General features: G+C 72.2%; 12 protein-coding genes. 3 read left to right on the forward strand and 9 right to left on the reverse strand.

The window, feature by feature from the left end:
- The first annotated feature begins 40 nt into the window (after positions 1-40).
- Positions 41-3868, forward strand: a complete 3828-nt coding sequence (locus OG611_RS00535) for a multifunctional oxoglutarate decarboxylase/oxoglutarate dehydrogenase thiamine pyrophosphate-binding subunit/dihydrolipoyllysine-residue succinyltransferase subunit (protein WP_266414391.1) — start codon at positions 41-43, stop codon at positions 3866-3868.
- Between the two features lie 87 nt (positions 3869-3955).
- Here the strand turns inward: OG611_RS00535 and fxsT are convergent, their stop codons facing one another.
- The 8 genes from fxsT to OG611_RS00575 all read right to left on the reverse strand — a co-directional run bounded on the left by fxsT (position 3956) and on the right by OG611_RS00575 (position 17343).
- Positions 3956-6949 carry an FxSxx-COOH system tetratricopeptide repeat protein gene (gene fxsT / locus OG611_RS00540; protein WP_266414393.1) on the reverse strand — a complete coding sequence of 998 codons (2994 nt, stop codon included), beginning with the start codon at positions 6947-6949 and terminating at the stop codon, positions 3956-3958.
- An 81-nt stretch (positions 6950-7030) separates the two neighbouring features.
- Complete coding sequence (locus tag OG611_RS00545) at positions 7031-8425, reverse strand: HEXXH motif-containing putative peptide modification protein (RefSeq protein ID WP_266414396.1); 1395 nt, start codon at positions 8423-8425, stop codon at positions 7031-7033.
- On the reverse strand, positions 8422-9615 hold the full coding sequence (locus OG611_RS00550) for an FxsB family cyclophane-forming radical SAM/SPASM peptide maturase (protein ID WP_266414398.1): 1194 nt from the start codon (positions 9613-9615) through the stop codon (positions 8422-8424). The genes OG611_RS00545 and OG611_RS00550 overlap by 4 nt, the downstream gene beginning before the upstream one ends.
- 144 nt (positions 9616-9759) lie before the next feature.
- The gene (gene fxsA, locus OG611_RS00555) at positions 9760-9957 is read right to left on the reverse strand and encodes an FxSxx-COOH cyclophane-containing RiPP peptide (RefSeq protein WP_266414400.1); all 198 of its coding nucleotides are present in this window, start codon (positions 9955-9957) and stop codon (positions 9760-9762) included.
- Between the two features lie 257 nt (positions 9958-10214).
- The gene (locus OG611_RS00560; RefSeq protein WP_266414402.1) at positions 10215-13631 is read right to left on the reverse strand and encodes an SAV_2336 N-terminal domain-related protein; all 3417 of its coding nucleotides are present in this window, start codon (positions 13629-13631) and stop codon (positions 10215-10217) included.
- 7 nt (positions 13632-13638) lie between these two features.
- A complete protein-coding gene (locus OG611_RS00565) occupies positions 13639-14658 on the reverse strand; it encodes a MoxR family ATPase (protein ID WP_266414404.1) in 1020 nt (339 codons plus the stop codon).
- Between the two features lie 88 nt (positions 14659-14746).
- Entirely contained in the window at positions 14747-16813 is a 2067-nt protein-coding gene (locus OG611_RS00570) for a trypsin-like peptidase domain-containing protein (RefSeq protein WP_266414406.1), read from the reverse strand.
- Positions 16810-17343 carry a CU044_2847 family protein gene (locus tag OG611_RS00575; RefSeq protein WP_266414408.1) on the reverse strand — a complete coding sequence of 178 codons (534 nt, stop codon included), beginning with the start codon at positions 17341-17343 and terminating at the stop codon, positions 16810-16812. Before OG611_RS00575 ends, OG611_RS00570 begins: the two co-directional genes overlap by 4 nt.
- Before the next feature lie 185 nt (positions 17344-17528).
- On the opposite strand from OG611_RS00575, the gene OG611_RS00580 reads away from it, so the two are divergent.
- The gene (locus OG611_RS00580) at positions 17529-17711 is read left to right on the forward strand and encodes a DUF6104 family protein (protein ID WP_003961784.1); all 183 of its coding nucleotides are present in this window, start codon (positions 17529-17531) and stop codon (positions 17709-17711) included.
- Here OG611_RS00580 and OG611_RS00585 read toward each other — a convergent pair whose 3' ends face one another.
- Positions 17712-18569, reverse strand: coding sequence for a hypothetical protein (locus OG611_RS00585; RefSeq protein ID WP_266414410.1), 858 nt, complete (start codon positions 18567-18569; stop codon positions 17712-17714).
- Between the two features lie 153 nt (positions 18570-18722).
- Between OG611_RS00585 and OG611_RS00590 the strand changes: the two genes are divergently transcribed.
- Positions 18723-19580, forward strand: coding sequence for a DUF4097 family beta strand repeat-containing protein (locus OG611_RS00590; RefSeq protein WP_266414412.1), 858 nt, complete (start codon positions 18723-18725; stop codon positions 19578-19580).

The raw sequence follows: 19580 nt of genomic DNA on the forward strand, positions 1-19580 counted from the left end.
TGTCCATCACCTTGTGAAGCGGAAGAGGGCGGTTGCCGCCGTGTCGTCTCAGTCCCCCAGTAACTCGAGCATCTCGACCGACCAAGCCAGCCCGGGTTCGAACCCGGCTGCTGCTTTCGGGCCCAATGAGTGGCTCGTCGACGAGATCTACCAGCAGTACCTCCAGGATCCCAATTCGGTCGATCGTGCCTGGTGGGACTTCTTCGCCGACTACAAGCCGGGTACCTCCGGCACGGCGGACAAGCCCGTTCCCGGCGCCCCGGCCACAGGGGCTGCGGTGACCCCGGCCCCGGCCGCGCCCGCACAGGCCACCCCGGCGCAGGCCCCGGCTCCGGCCGCACCCGCCCCGGCTCCCGCGGCTCCGGCGCCCGCACAGGCCGCCCCCGCCGCCGCTGCTCCGGCAGCCCCGGCGAAGGCCGCCGCCCCGGCTCCGGCCGCACAGGCCGCCGCCCCCGCCCCGGCCAAGGCCGCGGCAGCGCCGGCCACCGAGGCCGCGGCCGGCCCGGAGTACGTGACGCTGCGTGGCCCGTCGGCCGCCGTCGCGAAGAACATGAACGCCTCGCTGGAGCTGCCGACGGCCACGTCCGTCCGCGCCGTCCCGGTGAAGCTGCTCTTCGACAACCGCATCGTCATCAACAACCACCTCAAGCGCGCCCGGGGCGGGAAGATCTCCTTCACGCACCTCATCGGGTACGCGATGGTGCAGGCCCTCAAGGCCATGCCGGCGATGAACCACTCCTTCGCGCTGAAGGACGGCAAGCCGACCCTGGTCAAGCCGGAGCACGTCAACCTCGGTCTCGCCATCGACCTGGTGAAGCCGAACGGCGACCGCCAGCTGGTCGTCGCGGCCATCAAGAAGGCCGAGACGCTCAACTTCTTCGAGTTCTGGCAGGCCTACGAGGACATCGTCCGCCGCGCCCGCAACGGCAAGCTCGGCATGGACGACTTCACCGGGGTCACCGCCTCGCTGACCAACCCCGGCGGCATCGGCACCGTCCACTCGGTGCCCCGCCTGATGCCCGGACAGGGCCTCATCATGGGTGTCGGTGCGATGGACTACCCGGCCGAGTTCCAGGGCACCTCGCAGGACACCCTGAACAAGCTGGGCATCTCCAAGGTCATGACGCTGACCTCGACGTACGACCACCGGGTCATCCAGGGCGCCGCCTCCGGCGAGTTCCTGCGGATCGTCGCCCAGCTCCTGCTCGGCGAGAACGAGTTCTACGACGAGATCTTCAAGTCGCTGCGCATCCCGTACGAGCCGGTCCGCTGGCTCACGGACATCGACGCCTCGCACGACAACGACGTGACCAAGGCCGCGCGGGTCTTCGAGCTGATCCACTCCTACCGGGTCCGCGGCCACGTCATGGCCGACACCGACCCGCTGGAGTACCGCCAGCGCAAGCACCCCGACCTGGACATCACCGAGCACGGCCTCACCCTGTGGGACCTGGAGCGGGACTTCGCGGTCGGCGGTTTCGCCGGCAAGTCGATGATGAAGCTCCGCGACATCCTCGGTGTGCTGCGCGAGTCGTACTGCCGCACCACCGGCATCGAGTTCATGCACATCCAGGACCCGAAGCAGCGCAAGTGGCTCCAGGACCGGGTGGAGCGCCCGCGCGCCCAGCAGCCCGAGCGCGAGGAGCAGCTGCGCATCCTGCGCCGGCTGAACGCAGCCGAGGCGTTCGAGACGTTCCTGCAGACCAAGTACGTCGGCCAGAAGCGGTTCTCGCTGGAGGGCGGCGAGTCCGTCATCCCGCTGCTCGACGCGGTCATCGACTCCGCCGCCGAGGCCCGCCTCGACGAGGTCGTCATCGGCATGGCCCACCGCGGCCGGCTGAACGTTCTGGCGAACATCGTCGGCAAGTCGTACGCGCAGATCTTCCGCGAGTTCGAGGGCAACCTCGACCCCCGGTCGATGCACGGCTCCGGCGACGTCAAGTACCACCTGGGCGCCGAGGGCACCTTCACCGGTCTGGACGGCGAGCAGATCAAGGTCTCGCTGGCCGCCAACCCCTCGCACCTGGAGGCGGTCGACCCGGTCCTGGAGGGCATCGCCCGCGCCAAGCAGGACATCATCAACAAGGGCGGCACGGACTTCACGGTCCTGCCCGTCGCGCTTCACGGCGACGCGGCCTTCGCGGGCCAGGGCGTCGTCGCCGAGACGCTCAACATGTCGCAGCTGCGCGGCTACCGCACCGGCGGCACCGTGCACGTGGTGATCAACAACCAGGTCGGCTTCACCGCCGCCCCGGAGTCCTCGCGCTCCTCGATGTACGCCACCGACGTGGCGCGCATGATCGAGGCGCCGATCATCCACGTCAACGGCGACGACCCCGAGGCCGTCGTCCGCGTCGCGCGGCTCGCCTTCGAGTTCCGACAGGCGTTCAACAAGGACGTCGTGATCGACCTCATCTGCTACCGCCGCCGCGGTCACAACGAGGGCGACAACCCGGAGTTCACCAACCCGCAGATGTACACCCTGATCGACAAGAAGCGCTCGGTGCGCAAGCTCTACACCGAGTCCCTCATCGGTCGCGGCGACATCACGCTGGAAGAGGCGGAGCAGGCACTCCAGGACTTCCAGGGCCAGCTGGAGAAGGTCTTCGCGGAGGTCCGCGAGGCCACCTCGCTGCCGGCCCCGGCGCACACCCCCGAGGTCCAGCCCGAGTTCCCGGTCGCCGTGACCACCGCGATCTCCCCGGAGATCGTCAAGGTCATCGCGGAGTCCCAGGTCAACATCCCCGACCGGATCACCGTCCACCCCCGCCTGATGCCGCAGATGCAGCGCCGCGCGGCCTCGGTGGAGAACGGCACGATCGACTGGGGCATGGGCGAGACCCTGGCCATCGGTTCGCTGCTGATGGAGGGCACCCCGGTCCGGCTCGCCGGCCAGGACACCCGCCGCGGCACCTTCGGCCAGCGGCACGCGGTCCTCGTCGACCAGGTGACCGGCGAGGACCACACCCCGCTGCTCTACCTCTCCGACGAGCAGGCCCGTTACAACGTCTACGACTCGCTGCTCAGCGAGTACGCGGCGATGGGCTTCGAGTACGGCTACTCGCTGGCCCGTCCGGAGTCGCTGGTCGTCTGGGAGGCCCAGTTCGGTGACTTCGTCAACGGCGCGCAGACCGTCGTCGACGAGTTCATCTCCTCGGCCGAGCAGAAGTGGGGCCAGACCTCCGGCGTCACGCTGCTGCTGCCGCACGGCTACGAGGGCCAGGGCCCGGACCACTCGTCCGCCCGCCCGGAGCGCTTCCTCACGCTGTGCGCGCAGAACAACATGACGGTCGCCATGCCGACCCTGCCGTCGAACTACTTCCACCTCCTGCGGTGGCAGGTGCACAACCCGCACCACAAGCCGCTGATCGTCTTCACCCCGAAGTCGATGCTCCGCCTCAAGGCGGCCGCGTCGAAGGTGGAGGAGTTCACCACCGGCGGCTTCCGCCCGGTGATCGGCGACGACTCGGTGAACCCGGCCGACGTCCGCAAGGTCGTCTTCTGCGCCGGCAAGGTCTACTACGACCTGGAGGCCGAGCGCACGAAGCGCGGCGTCACGGACACCGCGATCATCCGGCTGGAGCGCCTGTACCCGCTGCCGGGTGCCGAGCTCCAGGCAGAGATCGCCAAGTACCCGAACGCCGAGAAGTACCTCTGGACCCAGGAGGAGCCGGCCAACCAGGGCGCCTGGCCGTTCATCGCCCTGAACCTGATCGACCACCTGGACCTGGCCGTCGGCGCCGACGTCCCGCACGGTGAGCGCCTGCGCCGCATCTCGCGTCCGCACAGCTCGTCCCCGGCGGTCGGCTCGGCCAAGCGCCACCAGGCCGAGCAGGCCCAGCTGGTCGCCGAGGTCTTCGAGGCCTGACCGGTCGCTGTACACAACCCGAAGGGCCCGCCCCCGCGAGACGATCGCGGGGGCGGGCCCTTCGGCACGCGGGCTGGGCGCCCCGCGTCAGATGATCTGTGGTTCGAAGTCCCAGTACGGACGGTTGCGGGAGCGTGCCGACACCGTGTGGACGTGCTGGGCGCCCAGCGTCGTGACCAGGTCGCCCAATGCCTCCCGCTCGACCTTCTCCGCACGCTCGCGGTCACGGATGCCGCGCAGGTCCGCGGCGTGTGCGATCCGGGCGGAGAGGGTCAGCGGATGGGTCCGGCCGAGGACCTCGGTGGCCCTGGCGATGATCGCGTCCGTCAGCGCGGCTGCGGATTCCGGGTCGCCCACCAGGTTGCGCAGCGCCGAGGCATTCACCGCGCAGCCCAGGGTCCAGGGGTGGTGCTCGCCCACGGCTCGCGTCATGTCGGCGAGCGCCTCCTCCAACAGAGCGTGCGCGTGGTCGCGTTCACCCACGTTGCGGAGGATCAGAGCGTGGTTCGCCCGGGTTCCCGCCACGTACGGGTGTTGCTCGCCGAGCATGTCCACATAGCCGTCGACCACCTGCTCGCTTATGGCCCTGGCCTGGTCGATGTCGGCGTGCTCACGGGCGAAGAAGCTCTGGCTGGCCGCGAACATCATCGTCAGCGGGTCGCTCTCGCCGAGCACCCGCTCGCTCCGTTCGAGAACCCGGGTGAACAGCGTCGCGGCCTTGGCTCGCTCGCCCGCGCGGTACTGGCACAGCGCGAGATTGTGTTCGGCGCGCAGGGTCTGCGGGTTGTCGGATCCCATGACCAGCCGGTGCACCCGGACGCTCTGGTTCTGGAGCGAGAGGGCGTCGTTGTAGCGGCCGAGGAGCCGTAGGTCGGTGGCGTAGTTGATCTCGGAGTAGAGCGTCCAGCCGTGGCGATGGCGCAACACCTGCCGCCTGGCCTCCAGCGTCCGCCGGTTCAACTCCAGCGATTCTTCGTATCTGCCGAGCAGCCGGAGCGAGATGGCCAGGTTGTTCTGTGCGCTGAGCGTGCGCGAGTCCTGGTCGCCCAGCAGTTCGCGGTACGCCGCGAGGATCCAGCCGGACATCTCCAGCGCCTCGTCGTACCGGCCGAGGCCCCGCAGGTCGGCGGCGAGGCCGCCGGCGGCGCGGAGGTGTTCCAGGTCCTGTGCGCCGCGCTCGGCGCGGAGGTGGTCGACGGCGGCGCGTTCGATGGCTTCGGTGCCGGCGTAGTCGCCGACGGCGCGCAGCAGGTTCGCGTAGTTGTAGCTGAGGTCCCAGACCCTCGGGTGGTCCTCGCCGAGGAGTTCGCGCCAGGCCTTCATGGCGCGCTCGCCCAGCTTGATGCCGGCCCGGTACTCGCCGGAGAGGTACATGTAGCGCAGGCAGTTGAGCACCAGGGTGTGCACGGCCGGGTCGGTGCTCTTGAGTACGTCGGCCCACTTCAGATGCGGGGTGATCTCGGCGTAGGCGGGCCACAGCCGGGTGTCGGTGGGGCGGCCGGGGTCGGCGGCGGCGAGGGCCCTGCGCACCACGTCGATGAACTCGTGGCGGTCGCGTTCCGGCATGTCCTTGCGGACGATCTGATGGACCATGCGGTGCATGTAGAGCGATTCGCCGGACGAGGCCTCCTCGCCGGCCATCTCGTGGGACTCCAGGCGGACCACGGAGTACTGGCGGAGCTGGCCGATCGCCCTGTTCCACAGCAGCGGGTCGTTCATCAGGCCGGAGAGCTGTTCCGGCAGTTCGCCGGGAGGCATTTCCCTCAGCAGCCGCACGGGGATGGAGCCGGGGGCGAAGAAGCTGCACAGGCGCAGCAGGTCGACGGATTCCGGGACGGTTTCCTTGAGCTTGTTCAGCAGTATCGACCAGGCGGTCTGGAAGGCGAGCGGGAAGTCGGCGGAGACCTTGACGACGTCCTGGTCGATGCCGCCTTCGAGGAGTTCGATGTACTCCTCGACGGACATGTCGGAGTCGTTGAGCCAGCCCGCCGTCTGGTCGAGGAGGAGCGGGAGGTCTTCGAGTGCCTCGGCCAGCTGGTCGGCGTCGTCCGGGGTCAGGCGCGGTGCCCGGCGGCGGATGAAGGCGACGGACTCGTCGCGTTCGTAGACCGGGACCTCGACGAGGTTGCTGTTGTGCTCGCTCCACTCCGGGTTGCGGGAGGTGATCAGCACATGGCCGGGGCCGGTCGGTACCAGGTCCCAGATGTGTTCGGGCTCGTCCGCGCCGTCCAGGACCAGGAGCCAGTGGGAGTGCGGTTCGCCGCGGCGCAGCGCGTCCCGGACGGCCCGCAGCCGCTCGCCGTACTCGGCGCCCGTGGACAGGCCCAGTTCGGGGGCGAGTTCGGCGAGCTTCTGGCGGTAGAGGGCGCGGCGGTCGGCGGGCACCCACCACACGACGTCGTACTCGGAGCCGAACCGGTAGACGTACTCCGCCGCCAGCTGGGTCTTGCCCACCCCGGACATGCCGTGCAGGGCTACGACCCCGGCGCCGGGTCCGGCGTCCTGGAGGGCCTGGTACGCCTTGCTGAGCAGCTCCTCGCGGCCGGTGAACCGGGTGTTGCGGCGCGGCACCCCGCCCCACACCTCGGGGGTGTCGGCCGGATAGCGGGGCCCCTGCCTGGCCTCGACGGGCTCGGGCAGCGGGTCGGTGGGCAGGCCCAGGCGCACCAGGAGCCGTCGCTCGGCCTCGTCGGCGCCGACGTTGGTCAGGTCGGCCGCACCGAGGGCCGCGGTGGCGCCGGGCAACGCGGACGTGGTGACGCAGACGGCGGTGAAGCGGTCGGGGTCGGGGGCGACGACCTCGCGCAGTGCCCTGTTCCACTCGTCGTGGCTGCGGGGGCCGAGCTGGAAGTACCAGTCGCTGAGGATCACCAGGACTCGGCCCCGGGAGAGCGTCAGATCGCGCAGGGACTCCTCCAGCGGAACCTCCACCGGGGGGTCCCAGCGCTGCTGGACGACCGTCACCCCGCGCCGCTCCAGACGGTCCCCGATCCACGTCGCCCAGGCCCGGTTGAAACCGGCGAAACTGATGGTGACGGTTTGCGCCCCGGTTGCTCCAACTTGCCTACGCGTTCCGGGCATTCAACCGTCTCCCTGCCTCGATTCGAGCCTTGTCAACATACACCGGAGCATGGTCGTTCCGGCGGACAATCCCGGGGTCTCTCACGGCCTGTGCGGACCGTTCCTCTGCTGCCATATCACCTTGGCGGTGGCCACGTACGCCTCCGCGCGCGCGAGGTGCCCCGTAGGAGGCGGGCAATCGTCCAGACGGTGGTAGAGCGTGATCATCTCGTTGACCAGTACCCGGCCTTCGCGGGTCAGCGCCGCCGATCCGGCCAGCACGGGCAGGACCGCTCCGACCTGTTCGCGGCAGCGGGCGTGCTCGGCCCAGGCCAGGTCGCGGTGGGTGACGCGCCGGGCGGAGAGCGCGAACCGCTGCCAGTAGTCGGCGAGCGCGATGTGCGAGTAGGCGCCCTGGAGGAGGCCGTCGAAGGGGCGGGGGTCGGAACGCCACGGTGCGAAGTGACGTGGCTCCGGGTCCTCGTGGTGCAGCGGTACGAGGGCGCCGAGCGCGGCCAGTTTGGTGTGCTGGAGTTCGTGGACGAGGGTGGAGGCGAAGTAGGCGGGGGTGGCCGGTTTGCTGCTGAGGACGGCGCCGAACGCCTCGCGCCTGGTGCCGCTGCAGTGAGCCGCGCTCTCGCCCATGGGTCCGGAGCCGGGCGGCGGGCCGAGCGGCACCAGGCAGCGCAGCAGGACCGCCACTTCGGTGAGGCGGTGTTCGCCGCCGACGCGGAGCAGGGGCGCCGCTCCGGTCCAGGACTCGGCCCACGCCTTGCGTTCGTGGTCGTCGATGTGGGTGGCGGCGCTCAGTCCGTGTGGCTGGGGTCCGCTGCCGTCGGTGCGGTACGGGTCGACGTCGTCCAGGGGTACGGGGCCGATGCCGGACTGCACGGCGGGCAGGGCGAGCACCGGCAGCCAGCGCGGGTCGGCCGATCCGGTCGTGCCGTCCGGCTGCGTGTGTGCCGACAGGGGTCCCCCCACTTCCTGACGTATCGACAGGTCGCCGTCCGAGAAGGTGATGTCGACCGCCTCGGACGCCGTGCGCAGCGCGCCCAGGGTGGGCAGGGACAGGAGCCCGTCGTGTGCGGTGAGCCGGGTCGTGAACGGGATTCCGGCACGGATCGCGGCTGCGGCGGCCAGGGCGCTCAGGTGGTCGAGGTCGGCGCGGAGTCCGGGTCCGGCGACGGGACCGGAGCCGGAGAGGCCGCGCAGGCAGCGCTGCGCCCAGGGGCCGGCGAGGGGATGGAGCAGCACGGTGCGTACGGCGGTCCGGTCGGCGCGCTCGGCCGTCTCCAGCAGCGCCCAGTCCTGGCGCAGGCGGTCGAGCGACCGGGGCGGGCAGACGGCCGCGGGGGCGGCCTCGGCCGCGTCGAGCAGGGCCCGCAGCAGGAGCAGCCGGCGGGTGTCCTGATCGCGTACGAGGACATGAAGGGTATCGGAGTCGCCCTCGGTGCGGCCGAGTTGGCGCAGCATGTGGTCCGGGAGTGGGGGGATCATCGGCGTTCTCCTGCGGTTGCGTCGGACAGCCGGGCGGCCACATGGCGTACCAGCCGTTCGAGGTCTGCGCAGTAGACGGACGGGTTGGCGAAGCCGTTCTCTGCGCGGTAGCGGTGTGCGTAGTGGCCGCCCCCGCAGACGGTCAGCAGCGGGCAGGCGCGGCAGGCTGCGGCGAGTGCGTCGGCGCCTGCCCGGCGGGCGGCGACGCCGGGGTGGCGCAGGGCGTCGTCGAAGGTGTGGCGGAAGACGTCGAGCCCGGTGGCGGCGGCCGTGTCGTAGGCGGACTTGAGGGAGTCGACCTGTTCGATCGCCCCGTCCGTCTCGATCACGATCGCGTCGACCGGGTCGAGGCCGAGGGATTCGGTGGCGCCGGGCAGCCCCAGCAGCAGGGCGATGCACTCCTCGAAGAGCCGGACCCGGGTCTCCCGCCGTCCGGTGCGCCACCAGCGGTCGAAGACGGTGGTGAGCCAGTCGCCGTACGGGGTCGGGCGGCCGGTTCCGGTGAGCGGCAGGCCCGGTGGAGGGGTCGTCCAGTTGCCGTGCGGCAGCAGCAGGTCCAGGGCCGGGGGGTGCAGTTCGAGCAGCGACTCGTACATCTCGATCGGGTCGGTGTCCGGGTCGACGACGGTGAGGATGCCCGCGTACGCGTCGGGGTGCCGGTCGGCGAGGAGCCGGGCGCCGCGCGAGGCGGCGGGCCAGGAGGGGCGTCCGGCGTGGTCGGTGCGCCGGCTGTTGTGGGCGGGACGGCCGCCGTCGAGGCTGATGCCGATGCGTATGCCGTGCCGGGCGAGGGTGGCGACGCGGGCCTCGGTGAGGAGGGTGGCGTTGGTCTGGACGGTGGTGTGGACGGTGCAGTCGCCGGGCGTCAGGCCGCGTACCCGGTCGGCGAAGGCGGCCAGCCGGTCGGCGCCCGCGAGGAGGGGTTCGCCGCCGTGCAGGACCAGCGCCACGTCCCGCAGTCCGTGGGTCGCCGCGTGTTCGGCGATGCGGTGCGCGGTGCGGTCGAGGACCGCGGGTGCGGCGGCGGCCGGACGGTCGCGCCAGGTGTGGTCGGGGCCCTCGTAGAGGTAGCAGTAGCGGCAGGCGAGATTGCACCGGCCGTGCACTTTGACGATGAACTGCCCGAAGGGGAACGGAGGTCGGGCGCCCTCGGTACGCGGGCGCGGTTTCGGCGTCGCCTGTCGAGACACTCCCGCACCCCCGCGCCGTTCACATCCGCCGGTACGGCCCCCGTCGCCGTCCCGAGGCGAGTATCCCTGGCCTGCCGCAGGGGCAAACCCGTCCCTCACCACGATGTCCTGTTCAACCGGGCTCCGGACCGAAATCGTGCGGCCTCAGAAGGCGTTGGTGAAACCCCACAGCATCTCCCGCGGCTGTTCGGCCCGCCCGCGCAGATCCGCGACCACCTCGGCGAGCACCGGATGGTCCAGCGTCCGCAGCGACTCCAGATCGAGCCCCAGCAGATCGGGCAGTGCGCCCGGCCCGCCGGACGCACTGCCGTCGGGTATGCCCTGGTGTGCCGTCTCGCTCATCGTTCCTCCCCGTAACACCGCATCGTGCTCGCGGTGGTGTGCTCGCCCTTGAGCGCACCCGTCGAGCCGCGTCCCTGATCCGTGCACCGGCGCGGATCCCGCCCGCACCGGCCGCCCCTGTACGGATGCCCCGCACGACCGGGCCTACGCCTCGTGAAGCATGCCGTCCACCGGTGCCGGTCGTGCGCCGGTCGTACGACGGCGGCACACCCGCGCACCGGAAGCACCGTTCCGCCGGGCGCTCTCCTTCGAGCGGCTCAGCGTTCCAGTTCCGCCAGCCGTTCGGCAGTCGCCTCGCCCGCCGAGCCGCCGCCGTCCGGCAGTTTGCGCCATTCCCGGTGGGCCGCCCGGTACGCCTCGCGTGCGGCCCGGGGGCGTCCCGCCCTCTCGTACGTCATACCCCGCCAGTGGTTGGCTGTAGCACTCAACTCGGCGGCCTGTCCGAACTGTTGCGGACTGTCCAGCTCCGCCTCGGCCGTGCCGGCCGCCTCGGCCGCACCCCGGAACGCCTCGGCCGCCTCGTCCAGCCGGGCCGGACGGTGCAGCACCCGGGAGGCGTCGAGGTGGGACCGGCCCAGCTCCAGCCAGCAGCGCGCCTCGGTCAGCGGGTCGGCCGCCTCCTGGGCGGCGAGGCCGAAGAGATGCTCGGCCTCCCTGAGATCGACCCGGTCCTCGGTGGCCCGGTGCCGCAGCATCAGTGCCCGGCCCAGCATCAGCAGCCGCTCGGCCTGGCGCGCGCTCCCCGCCGCCGTCTCCGTACGGCAGTCGCGCAGCACCCGGATCGCGGCGCCGATGTGCGGGCGCCCGTCCGGCAGCCTGGCCCGGCGCAGCAGGGTGCCGCCCCATTCGGCGAGCAGGTCGGCGTGGGCCCGCGAGTCGCGCGGGACGCCCCGGGCGGCGCGGGCGAACCAGTCGGCGGCTTCCACGAGTTGGTCCGGTTCACCGGTGTGCTCGTACCGCGCGACACCGACCCGGCCCGCCCTGATCTGGAGCGAGGCGCGCAGCCGCTGCTCGCGTACGGTCGCCAGGGCCTGCTGGATCAGGGTCGCGGCCTCGTCCGGTTCCTCGCCGGAGCCGAGCAGGGCGTCCACCAGGTCCAGCAGGATGCGCACCTCGGTGCCCATGGTGTGCCGGCCACCGCCCTGTTCGAACGCGGTGCGCAGGGAACGTGCCGCCTGGCCCGCGTACACCCGGGACTGTTCGGTGTCGACGGTGGCCCCGGCCAGCTTCAGCAGGGTCCGCCCGTGTGCCAGGGGCAGGGTGGTGGGGCGGTTCTCCTGGTCGGGCCAGACATCGGCGAACGCCTCCAGCATGCCGCACGCGGCCTGGAGCAGGGCGGTGTCGCCGTCGAGCCGCCACTGTGCCTCCAGGGCCCGGACCCGTTCCAGCGTCAGCCGGAGGGCCTCGGCGGGTTCCAGTCCGGGGGCGGCGCAGGCGGCCGTGTACTCGCGGTCGGCGCGGCGCAGCAGCTCCAGTGCGCCGCGCCGGTCGCCGCGCCGCCGCCGGTCGTCGGCCGCGGCGTGCAAAACCTTGGCCAGTACCGCCCGTTCGCGCACGGCGGCGGGGTGTGCGGCGGCCCGTTCGGCGGCGTACTCCGCCTCGCGGAGCAGTTCGGCGTCGCCCTGGACCTCCCACAGCCGCAGCACGCAGCGGGAGTACTCCGCCCACAGCCCGGGGTCGGCGCCCGGCCGCTCCTCACGTTCGGTGGCGCCGCGCAGCAGCTGCACGGCGTCGATCAGGTACTGCACCATGCTGTCCGATTCGAACTGCCGCAGGAGGGCGCGGGCGCTCTCCACCGCCGCGTTCGGGGTCCGGACGGAGCCGCGGTGGCTGCCCCGTCCGGTCTGCATCACGAACTGCTCGGGCAGGGGCATGAAACGCTCCAGTACGCGGACCGCGACCTCGGCGAAGGGATGGGGGACGCGCGATCCGCCGCCTGCGTCGCCCTCCCCGTTCTCGCCACCCTCCTCGATCTCCTCGTCGGGTGCGCCGTTCTCCATGGGGTACGTGCCGCGGGCGGCTGACGGGGCCGCGTACCTGCCTTCGCCGAGCTGGGCGAAGGCCAGGGCCGGGAAGTTCGGCCCGCCCTTGCCGAACCGCTGCTCGATGTACTGCGAACAGTGCTTGAGCACGAGCAGCGCCTCGTCGCGGCCCAGCGGCCCGAGCAACGCCTCCCGGACGCCGGGCACGAATTCGTACCACTGGCCGTCGTACGCGCCGCCGCCCTCGCTCCTGCTCCGTGACAGCAGACCGCTCAGCAGCACCTCGGCGAGTTCGGAAGGGCCCGAGTGGGGCAGCATCGTGCGCTGCACCAGCTGCATCACCGGCAGGTGCAGCGGGGCCGCCGCGAGGTAGACCGCCAGCTGCCCGGCGGTCGGTGAGGCCGCCGCACGGAAGCGGCTGACCAGCTGGAGCGAGGAGAGTCCGCCGCCCGGCCGCTGCGCGGCCGCCGCCGGATGATCGGCCCGCACCCAGCCGACCGCGCCGGAGATCTGTCCCGAGCCGGTGCCGGAGAGCAGTCTCGCCCAGGCCGCCAGCGCCCCCTCGACCGGCGGGAGCACGGGTACGGCGAGGGCCCCCGGGTGCACGGCGGGACCCGTGCCCGGCTGCTCGACGACCTTGAGCACGGCGGCTCCGCCGGGTCCGTCGCCCCGGGACAGCGAACCGTAGGTGACCGGCAGTCTGGTCCGGTTCCACATCCGCTGCGGCAGCGGCTGGAGCACGGCGGCCGGGGCCTGTGCGGCCAGCTGGTGCAGCAGCCGGTGGGCCCGTCCGCTGTGCCAGAGCGGACCGGCGCAGTCGCTGACCAGGACGGTGACGCGGCGGCCGGTCGGGTCGCTGAGCCGGTCCGCGGAGTGCAGTGGCGCCGCGGCCGGGTCGGGGCTGCGGCTCACCGCGGCCGCGCCGTCGGGCCCCTGGTGCAGATAGCGCACCTGGACATCCCGGAAGGCACCCAACTGGCTGAAAATCTGCTGGAGTTCACCGAACATGCGGTCCCACACCAGCATCGAGGACGAGGCGTCCATGACGCACTGCAGGACCGCCTCGCGCCGGGACACACCGCGGAAGACCGGCAGGATCAACCCGCCTGCCCTGGCGCTGAGTTCGGCGGTCGCCGTCTCGTCGAGGGTGCTGCGGAGCGGTGGCGAGGCGGGGTGGTATCGCTGCAACGGTCGTAGTGCCCGCTGAAGTTCGAGGGGTGCGGGGAGCGCCGGGGCGGCGGGCACGCCGAAGGTGAGGGCGGCAGCCCGGCCCTCCCGGGCAGCACCCGGGCCCGCCCCCGACGGGCCGCCGGTTCGGGCATGGTCCGAGGGGCCGTTGCGGGGTACGGGGTAGAGGGTGATCCGGTCCGCGTCCCCGGGATCCGCGCGCGGCGGGGGTTCCTCGCGCGGCGCGGACCGCGCGGGTCCCACGGCGTCGGGCCCGGGGTCGGCGGGCCGCCCGTCCGCCCGCTCCGGGGGGAGGAGAGGGAGCGGAGCACTCCCCCGCTCCTCGTCGCCCTCCGGCGGTGCGTCCGGGTGGCGGGCCCAGCGGGCCAGCCAGAGCGCGTCGCGGAGCTGCTCGACGTCGGGGTCGAGCCCGGCCTCGCGCAGCCGTGCCACGAACGCGGGGTAGAGCCCCGCGTCGTCGGCGCCACGCGCGTCGGGGGAGCCCTCGGGTCCGGCGCCCGCCATCAGCACATCACCTCGGCCGGTCGAGTCGCTGGATGAGCAGGTCGGCGAGGCGGTCGCGGCCGGCCGGGGCGGCGGCGTCGGTGAGGTAGATCGCGTTCAACAACTGGTCCGTGGCGAGGAGTTCGCTGCGGGACCGCTCCAGGAAGTGGGCGATGAGATCGTCCCCGGAGCGCGCCGCCTCGTCGCCGAGGTGGGCGCGTACGAAGGTCGCGAGACGCTGGTGGTCGGGGCGTCCGAGCTCCAGATGGATGCACCGGCGCATCAGGGGCGCCGGGAAATCCCGTTCGCCGTTGCTGGTGAGGACCACGAACGGGAAGGACGTGCACTGCACCCGGCCGCCCCGCACCTTCACCTTGTTGCCGTCGTCGTCGAGGACCTCCGCCTCGCCGTCGGGCAGCCGGTCGGCGATCCGTTCCAGTTCGGGAATGCCGAACTCGCCCTCCTCCAGCACGTTGAGCAGGTCGTTCGGCAGATCGATGTCGCTCTTGTCGAGCTCGTCGATGAGCAGGACCCGGGGCCGGTCCGAGGGAAGGAGCGCGGTGCCGAGCGGCCCGAGCCGGATGTAGCTGCCCACACCGTCGGCGGCCTCGGCACCGCCCGCGCCGTGTGCGGCGATCTGCACGTCCTGGAGCCGGGCGATGGCGTCGTAGTGGTAGAGGCCGTCCAGCAGCGTCGTCCGACTCACGATCGGCCAGCGCAGGACCCGCCCCAGCCCCAGCTCATGGGCGACGGAGTGGGCCAGGGTGCTCTTCCCGGCGCCGGGGGTGCCGGTGACCAGCAGCGGGCGCCGCAGATAGAGCGCGGCGTTGATCATTTCGAGCTCTTCGGCGCCCGGCCGGTGGAGTTCGGCGATGTGCCGGTGGCCGCCGAGGCGGCGGTCGGCGGAACCGTCCCCGTCCGGCTCGTCGGGGGCCGGGGTGCCTCGGCTCGCGAAGTCGCGCCAGGGCGGCGGCGGCGGCAACTGCTCGATGCCTTCGTGCGGTTCGCCGGCCCCTCGGTAGATGAGCCACTCGCTGGGTTCACTCATAACGTGTTCCTCGTCATCACTCGTCCGCCAGGGGCAGCAGTCGAACGTGGTTCACCGTAGCCATCCGGTCCACACCCCGTAAGGGGATTCACGGCGCCTGCAACAACGGGCCGGGCGGCGGCGGTTGCGGATTGCCGTAGATCAGGGCAATGCCGTCCGACCAGAACATGTCGGTACGACCCTCGCGCACCCCTCTTCTCAGCTCATGGATCTTCTGCGGGAGCCGGTCGACCACGCCCGCACCGTCGACCGTGTCGACGGCACGGAGGTGGAACTCCGTGCAGGACGCGGCCCGTTCGGCCCTCGGGCGCCGCCACAGGACCACGTCGAACCCGCCGTCGAGCACCCGCCCGAACCCCGCGAGGCTCTGGGCGTCGGTCCGTCCGCCGTACCGGCAGAGCACCGGGACGGTCTCGTACGCCAGTCCGCGCAGCTCCGCCATCACGGGCACGGGTACCCGCATACCGTCGTCGCAGTCGACGACGGCGGCCCGCATCGGGCCGGTGTGGATGCGCTTCCAGCGCGCTTCGCGCTCCGGGAGGGCGTCCTCGGGCGGGGCGGAGCGCTCGTCCGAGCAGCGGATGACGACCGGCCGCTGGACTCCGAGCGGCCGGCTGTCCGCGGGCAGCTGCCACTTCTCGACCTCCAGGTCGAGCAGCGCCGGTTCCACCACGACCTGGAGGATCGCGGGGTTGTCGGGTTCGTCGCACATCCGGAACGCCTTCCCGAGGGAGGCGGCGAGCCTGGCCGGCAGTTCGTCGGCCCTGGTGCCCTGGTAGTTCTCCGTCACGGGCAGGTCGTCGGCGGACAGGCGGGCGACGACCCGCCAGTCGTAGTGGTCCGGCTGCCAGGCGCGGGGCTCCAGGTACAGCACGACGGACGACGGGGAGCGCGGCGGCCGGACCGGCTCGTCGGCCGGTTCGGGGGTTCGCAGGTGCTCGACGCCCCGGTCGTACCGGCCCTGGTACCGGAGCCGGGCCATCTCACGGCGGAACGGCCGCCGGAGCCGGTCCTCGGCGGTCTCCTTCACCCAGTCCCACAGGGCGTCCTCGGCGAGTTTGGTGGACGGCACCACGTACGGGCGTTCGGCGGCGATGGCGCTCATGCAGTAGCGCAGGATCCGCTCCAGCGCCTCGTCGCCCTCGCGCGCGTCGTAGAGGACGCCCAGCCCGTCGCGCCAGCCGCGAGGGGCCGGGACGCCGACGGTCCGGTACCCGTGGCCCAGGCCGCCGAGGATGTCGAGAAGGCTGCGGGTACTGACCGGTGGGGGCAGCTTGGCGAGCCGCCCCAGCAGGTCGACGCGTTGCTGCGGGGTGAGCGCCGGGCCCGCCACGGAGCCCAGGTCCCGCTGGACGTCCGCCCAGGTCTCCTCGTCGTCGACGGGGTTGTTGTGGCGGTCGGCGTGGTAGCGGTCATGGGCGTGGAACACGGCCTGGTACGGGTCGTCGGACTCGGCCGTCGCCGCCCGCTCCGGCACGGGCAGCGTGCGCAGCCGCTCCACGCCGATCGCCGTACCGCCGTTGGTATCGGTGGCGCGCGACTTGAGTACGCCGACGACCTCGCCCCGGACCAGGTCCACGACGGGTCCGCCGGACATGCCCGCGTACAGCTGGCTCGCCTCGATCAGCACCTGTTCGTCGCCGTCGGCCCAGTCGTCGACGGTGCCCACCACCCGGCACTCCCGGCCGAGCCGCTTGAGCGTGCCCGCGCCGCCGTCCGCCCAGCCCGCGAAGTAGTACGCGCCGCGGTTCATGCCCGTGGAGCGTTCGCTGAGGTACACACAGGGGTGTTCGACGGGGCGCAGCAGCTGGATGAGGGCGAGGTCGGGGGCCGGCCAGCCGCCCGTGCCGGGCCGCTCCTCGGGCAGGGCCGCCCTGACCGTGCCCCCGACCCGGACGGCGTCGCCGCCGCGGGCGGTCTTGTACACCACGTTCACCTGACGCCCCCTCCCCTCCATCGCGACATGCGCGCACGTGAGGACCCAGTTCGGGGCGATGAAGAAGCCGCTCCCCAGGAAGTCGCCGTCGGATCCTTCAGGGGCATACCCGGGCTCCGGACGATGGATGCGCACCGTCGCGTCCTTCACGAGGCTCATCAGCGCGGACTCCGCGTCGTTCGGCCCCTGCCATGCGCCCCCGCCCGGCGGGTGCGTCACGATCCGCTTCCGTCGTCCGGCCCGGTGCCGCTCGCGTGCGCCGATGCGCCGGTGGGTGCCCCGGCGGAAGGAGCGGGAGAAGCGGGAGAAGCTGGAGAGGCGGAGGGGGCGGCCGGCTGCTGCCCCGGCGCCTGCGCGGGCACCTGTGCCGGCGGCGGTGGGTCGAGGGGCGGCCCGCCGCCGCTCCACGTCAGCGTGACCTTGATGGACCCCTTGGCCTCGCCGTCCGCGAGGAGTCCGACGACCTTGCCGGACTTCGCGGTGAGTTCGATGCCGAATTCGACGCTGACCTCGTCGGGCCGCACGGCCCGCAGCGGCTCGGCGAGCGAACGCGCGACGCTGGTCACGACCCCCTGCAGGCTCTCGACCCGGGCCTGCACCCGATCGGCGATGTTCCCGGCGCCGATGTCCGTGAACGACGGGCCCGAACCGGGTCGCGCCAGCTCCTCCTCGGCACCGGAGATCCGCGCCCAGACCTCCGTGCCGTCGGGCATCTCAATGCGCGTAATACGGGCGTCACTGTCACCCATGAAACCCCCCGTTCCCCAACTACCCGCAGGTTAACGGCAGTACGCGCCCGATGCGAGGTACATGGCCCAGGACACGGGGGTGGTGCGGGCCGGTTCTCGGCGGGCTCGCGCGGCTGCCGGGAACCGCGGCCCGGGGTCCCGCTCCCGGCCTTCGTGGGGCTGTCACCAGGCATTAGGCTGGCCGCATGTACTTCACCGACCGCGGTATCGAGGAGCTGGAGAAGCGGCGAGGCGAGGAAGAGGTCACTTTCGAGTGGCTCGCCGAGCAGCTCCGTACGTTCGTCGACCTCAATCCCGACTTCGAGGTGCCGGTCGAGCGCCTCGCGACCTGGCTGGCCCGGCTCGACGACGAGGACGAGGACGAGTAGTCACCCAGGGCGTGTTTCAGAAGCCCCGCCCTCGGCGCCCCTGATCCGGTCGTAGGCGAGCCCGAGCGCCCCGTGCGCCAGCAGCAGCGTCCCCGCGAGCACCCATCCGCCGCCGCGGCGGCGGAGCCCCCAGAGGGCCAGCGGCAGTCCGGCCGCGAGCTGGGCACCGGCCAGCACCCGGGCCCTGGGGCCGCGCATCCAGGGACCGAGGCGGCTGCTCTCGACCGCGTCGAGTTCGGCCCGCACCACCTCGCGCCACCCGGTCCAGACGAGCGGTTCCGCTTCGGGCCGGTCGTCGGCCGCCGCGTACAGCCGGTCGCCGGGGGTGTCCGGGTCCAGGCCGGGCGGAAGGACCAGCCCGATCCGGGTCAGGACGGCGAGCAGCCCGCGCAGCCGGATGCGCGCGTCGGCGTCCGGGTCCGGGCGGGTCAGCCCTTCGAGCGACTGGACGTCCAGCACGGGATCGAGGCCGAGGCGCTCGGCGAACGTACGCATGGCCTCGTCCTCGCCGGCCGGGGTGCCGTCGACGAGCCAGACGTAGCCGACCGGACGGCGGAATCCGGACGCGAGCGTGCAGCCCGCCCGGTCGCCGTCCCACCACAGGGCGAGCACGGGCCACGTCGAACCGACCGCGAGCGCGGTGACCCAGCCGGCCACGACCCGGTCGACCGGTTCCACGTCCGTATCACCGGCACCGGCACCGCCCTGCCAGGGCCTTCCCTCGGGTACGAGGACGGACCAGCCGTCTCCGGCGGGAGCGAGCAGCATCCGCTCGCGCAGCAGATGGGCCACCGGCCGTACGGTCTCCGGTTCGGCACGGCACAGCAGCAGCGCCCCCGCGGGGGATGTCGCGTTCATGCTCCACACGCTAGGGCAATTTGCCACCATTTGGCGCCCTTTGGTCCATCGACGACCGCGTGACGCACCTTGACTTCCCCGATCCGCGATATATCGTGTTGAGCAAGAGACGCGATATGTTGCGTCATTCCGTGCTCCCGGGAGGTCAGATCCATGCCTGTGTCGACATGGGCCATCGCCGAGCCCCAGAAGCTGACCTTCGACGACCCCGTGACGTCACTCAGCGTGCGCATCGTCGGAGGCGCCGTCAATGTCGTCGGCACCGAGGAACCGACCGCCCGGCTGGAGATCTCCGGGATCGAGGGACCGCCGCTGATCGTGACCCAGGAGGACGGCACGCTCACCGTCGCGTACGAGGACCTGCCCTGGCAGAACTTCCTCAAGTGGTTCGACCGCAAGGGCTGGCACCGCAGCGCGGTCGTCTCGCTCGCCGTCCCGGCCGGGTCGGCGGTGGAGGTCGGCGTCGTCGGCGCGGGCGCCGTCGTGTCCGGAATCCGCGGGCGTACGGACGTCCGCGGCGTCACCGGCGACACCACGCTGGTCGGGCTCGCGGGGCCGGTCCTGGCCGAGACGGTCTCCGGCAGCGTGGAGGCCCAGTCGGTCACCGGCGAGCTCCGCTTCCATTCGGTCTCGGGCGATCTGACGGTCGTCGAGGGCGCCGGGGCCTCGGTACGGGCGGAATCGGTCAGCGGCAACATGGTGCTCGACCTGGACCCGACCGGGAAGCCCACGGACATCCGACTGACCACGGTCTCCGGCGAGGTCGCCATCCGGCTGCCGCACCCGGCGGACGCGACGGTCGAGGCCAACACCGCGAGCGGCTCCGTCTCCAACGGGTTCGAGGACCTGCGGGTCAGCGGCCAGTGGGGGGCGAAGAAGATCACCGGCACGCTCGGCGCCGGGACCGGGCAGCTGAGGGCGACGACCGTCTCGGGATCGATCGCCCTGCTGCGCCGCCCGCCGGCCGAGGACGGTCCGTACGATGCCGAGCCGACCGGAAAGGTGCTCTGA

It is taken from the genome of Streptomyces sp. NBC_01363 (assembly GCF_026340595.1).
Classification (GTDB): domain Bacteria; phylum Actinomycetota; class Actinomycetes; order Streptomycetales; family Streptomycetaceae; genus Streptomyces.

Excerpts from the sequence above, each read along its gene's own strand:
- fxsT (WP_266414393.1), bottom strand. The coding sequence starts at position 6,949 with ATGCCCGGAACGCGTAGGCAAGTTGGAGCAACCGGGGCGCAAACCGTC.
- OG611_RS00545 (WP_266414396.1), bottom strand. The coding sequence starts at position 8,425 with ATGATCCCCCCACTCCCGGACCACATGCTGCGCCAACTCGGCCGCACC.
- fxsA (WP_266414400.1), bottom strand. The coding sequence starts at position 9,957 with ATGAGCGAGACGGCACACCAGGGCATACCCGACGGCAGTGCGTCCGGC.
- OG611_RS00560 (WP_266414402.1), bottom strand. The coding sequence starts at position 13,631 with ATGGCGGGCGCCGGACCCGAGGGCTCCCCCGACGCGCGTGGCGCCGAC.
- OG611_RS00565 (WP_266414404.1), bottom strand. The coding sequence starts at position 14,658 with ATGAGTGAACCCAGCGAGTGGCTCATCTACCGAGGGGCCGGCGAACCG.
- OG611_RS00575 (WP_266414408.1), bottom strand. The coding sequence starts at position 17,343 with ATGGGTGACAGTGACGCCCGTATTACGCGCATTGAGATGCCCGACGGC.
- OG611_RS00580 (WP_003961784.1), top strand. The coding sequence starts at position 17,529 with ATGTACTTCACCGACCGCGGTATCGAGGAGCTGGAGAAGCGGCGAGGC.
- OG611_RS00585 (WP_266414410.1), bottom strand. The coding sequence starts at position 18,569 with ATGAACGCGACATCCCCCGCGGGGGCGCTGCTGCTGTGCCGTGCCGAA.
- OG611_RS00590 (WP_266414412.1), top strand. The coding sequence starts at position 18,723 with ATGCCTGTGTCGACATGGGCCATCGCCGAGCCCCAGAAGCTGACCTTC.